Below are 2,696 nucleotides of genomic sequence, written 5' to 3'. Positions count from 1 at the left end.
ACCGCCAACCACGTCCGGTCCACACCAGCCACCGGCACACCAACAACCGGCGCGGCCCCGGCCGGAGCCGGTCGCGTCATCCCTGGGTGCATCGCCGTCGTGGACATGACCCCAGTTTATAAGAACATACGTCCTATTTAAAAGCGAACATCAGGTAAACAACGGGCGACAACTCCATGAAATGCGACGAACGGACCTCACATTCCAGAAACCCTGCACTCAGTGCACCTAACCGCCGCCCACGCTCCACGCACGCCTCTGACCGGCATCAACGCCACCGCCGACACCCCCGCCACGCCCCCGGGGCACGCTAAGGTTCCCGCGGAACAACGCCACCGAGGCAAGGGGGAACCTTGAGGCATTCACGCGCCACGATGTGCGCAGCGCTGCTGTTGGGAGCGGGTGTACTCATCACGCCACCGGCGTTGGCGGAGGACTCGCCAACGTCCGGCAGTTCTACGTCGGAGGGAGCAACAACAGACACGTCGACCACCGGCACCGGAACCTCAGCACCCGTCGAGGCCATCGACGTCCCCATGCTCGGGTCCGCTTTCACGCCCTTCCGAGCCCAGGACACCACAACGGGCCCGCAATCGGTGGTCACCGTCCACGGTGTCCGCCGCGTCCAGGGCGGCACCGTGCTCTATTACTCCATCGCCTTCCCGACCAGCAACCACAAGCCCGACGGCTACGACGTGACGTACCCGGCGAACACCGACCGTTTCACGCGATCGGTCGGCTCGAACATGAACACCGCCGGCGTCATCGACCTGCCGGGCCGCAAGGCGTACTACGGCCTCGCCGTCGACAACAAGTGTCTGTGCACCGATCTCTACAGCCGGATCCAGGCCACCGCCGGCGCAGCCAGTGTCGCCTACCAGGTGCTGGCCCCCGTACCCAACGACGTCACCACCGTGGACGTCTTTGTCAACGGCCAGATCATCCCCAACGTCCCGGTCGAGGACGGCAAGCTCACCCCCGAGGTCGACAACGACGCTCCGATCGCCCTCGGTACCGGATGGCCACGCATCGACGAGAGCCTGATTGCCCGAGACAAGACCCCCCAGAAATCCGTGGTCAACCTGAGCCAGCGCATCTCCGACATCAAGCGACAGGTGAGCAAGTCGGAGTCCTCGACGGAGGTCAGCGTCGATCTGGCCGCCGACGTGCTTTTCGACGTCGACAAGGCCACCCTCGGGTCGAAGGCCAACACCGTCATCGACAAGGCCGTCGCCGAACTCAAGGGCGCCTCGGGCACCGTGACGATCACCGGCCACACCGATGACACTGGCGACAACGCACACAACCTCGACCTCTCGAAACGGCGCGCGGCCGCGGTCGAGAAGGCGTTGACGGGCAAGCTCTCAGGGGTGACCTTTCGGGTCGCTGGCAAGGGTGAGTCCGAGCCGATCGCGACCAACAAGACGGCCGAGGGTCGCCAATTGAACCGTCGCGTGACCATCGCCTACGCCCAAGGAGGACAGCAGTGAAGGCCACGTGGATGACCGCCCGCGCCTCCGTCGTCGGGTTGGCCCTTGCCCTCGCGTTGGCCGGGTGCACCGGCACATCGTCGGAGAACGGTGGTGACGGTTCCTCGTCGTCGTCCACCGAGTCTTCCACCGAGTCGCAGGGCAAGTCCCCCGAACAGCTGGCCAATGAGGTGGCCGACGCCACTCCGCCCGAGCCGGCTGCCACGATGACCGGCGAACTCACCAATGCCGCCTCAATGTCTGGCAGCACCGCCGTTGACATCCCCGCGGAACTCGGCGTGGTCGAGGTGAAGGCCACGGAGCGCAGCACCGTCCTGACCTGGGAGATCAGTTCGAGCCGGCCGGCGCAGGTCACGTCGCTCACCCAGGTGGGGACCGGCTTCGCGAACATCAACCTGATCACCCTCGTCGACACCGGCGGTGACAAGCGATACCACGTGGTGGAATTCGCCGACGGCAAGGAATGCCTCTGTGGCCAGCCACCCACCGCGGTCGACTCCACGCCATTCCGAATCACCACGACGTACCCCGCGCTGCCGGCTGGCGTGAGCAAGGTCCGGGTCGATGCTCCCGGTTTCGAGTCAGCCACGGTCGACGTCTCTCGCTGAGGGGGACTTCTTCGCTGACGTCACCGAACCAGTGGACCGGAGACCGCGGACACGCCTGAAGGGCCAGACCCCAGTGGGTCCGGCCCTTCAGGCGTGTCGTGAGGTGATTACTTGCTGAGGACCTCGTTGACCTTCGCGGTGAACTTGCCACCGAAGTCGGTGCCCTGCGCGGCGGTGATCACGGCGACGGCCACGAGCGCGGCGACGATGATCATGCCGACGTACTCCAGGGTGCCCTGGCCCTTCTCGGCGTTGCGGACCTGGATGTAACGGCGAAGCATGAAGTCAGACATGATGTTCTCCCTTGTGAAGTGGTGATCTCGAAATGTTCTGCGGTGCCGGAGGAAACCTCTCGGGGATTTCCTCCCCCTTTCCGACACCTCAAACATTACGCAGCCCAGCAGCACACAACGAGGGTCCGAAGACCCAAACCAGGCCCACAAATCGGCCCATGATTGTTCAGTCTGGGCTGGGACCACCGTTCGCTCCCAGTGCCGGCAGCGGACACGCCTGAAGGGCCGGACCCCAGTGGGTCCGGCCCTTCAGGCGTGTCGTGAGGTGATTACTTGCTGAGGACCTCGTTGACCTTCGCGGTGAA

General features: G+C 64.8%; 3 protein-coding genes. 2 read left to right on the top strand and 1 reads right to left on the bottom strand.

Translation table 11 applies throughout. The annotated features are described in order from the left end of the window. Nucleotides 1–536: 536 nt before the first annotated feature. Both KD1_RS14510 and KD1_RS14505 read left to right on the top strand, forming a co-directional pair. Nucleotides 537–1,490, top strand: a complete 954-nt coding sequence (locus KD1_RS14510; protein WP_169795407.1) for an OmpA family protein — start codon at nucleotides 537–539, stop codon at nucleotides 1,488–1,490. Further along, a complete protein-coding gene (locus tag KD1_RS14505; RefSeq protein WP_068403102.1) occupies nucleotides 1,487–2,098 on the top strand; it encodes a hypothetical protein in 612 nt (203 codons plus the stop codon). Before KD1_RS14510 ends, KD1_RS14505 begins: the two co-directional genes overlap by 4 nt. Nucleotides 2,099–2,205: 107 nt before the next feature. Here the strand turns inward: KD1_RS14505 and KD1_RS14500 are convergent, their stop codons facing one another. Further along, entirely contained in the window at nucleotides 2,206–2,391 is a 186-nt protein-coding gene (locus KD1_RS14500; protein WP_068403100.1) for a hypothetical protein, read from the bottom strand. Between the last annotated feature and the right edge of the window lie 305 nt (nucleotides 2,392–2,696).

This window comes from Kribbia dieselivorans NBRC 106261 (assembly GCF_001552435.1).
Lineage (GTDB): Bacteria > Actinomycetota > Actinomycetes > Actinomycetales > Dermatophilaceae > Kribbia > Kribbia dieselivorans.
The sequence above is the reverse complement of the archived record's forward strand: the minus strand, read 5'-3'. Positions and strand labels throughout refer to the sequence as shown.

Coding starts and splice junctions, on each gene's coding strand:
- KD1_RS14510 (WP_169795407.1), top strand. CDS start 537: ATGCTCGGGTCCGCTTTCACGCCCTTCCGAGCCCAGGACACCACAACG.
- KD1_RS14500 (WP_068403100.1), bottom strand. CDS start 2,391: ATGTCTGACTTCATGCTTCGCCGTTACATCCAGGTCCGCAACGCCGAG.